1 pseudogene is annotated in these 431 nt (G+C 49.4%); it reads left to right on the top strand.

Annotated elements, in window-relative coordinates:
• Positions 1-431: pseudogene (frlR, locus tag V5P19_RS23005) on the top strand (DNA-binding transcriptional regulator FrlR); the annotation flags it as partial.

Below are 431 nucleotides of genomic sequence, written 5' to 3' on the forward strand. Positions count from 1 at the left end.
ACAGATCCCTACCGAAAACGAGCTTTGTACACAATATAACGTCAGCCGCATTACCATTCGCAAAGCCATCAGCGACTTAGTGGCAGACGGCGTACTGATCCGCTGGCAGGGAAAAGGCACCTTTGTACAAAGCCAGAAAGTTGAAAACGCCCTGCTTACTGTCAGTGGTTTTACCGATTTTGGCGTCTCACAAGGCAAGGCGACGAAAGAGAAAGTGATCGAACAGGAACGGGTCAGCGCCGCGCCGTTTTGCGAAAAGCTGAACATCCCCGGAAACAGCGAAGTGTTCCATCTCTGCCGGGTGATGTATCTCGATAAAGAGCCGCTGTTTATTGATAGTTCATGGATCCCGCTGTCGCGTTATCCTGACTTTGATGAGATTTACGTCGAAGGAAGCTCCACCTATCAGTTATTTCAGGAGCGTTTTGACA

It is taken from the genome of Enterobacter sp. UNJFSC 003 (genome assembly GCF_036903355.1).
In the GTDB taxonomy this organism is placed as follows: domain Bacteria; phylum Pseudomonadota; class Gammaproteobacteria; order Enterobacterales; family Enterobacteriaceae; genus Enterobacter.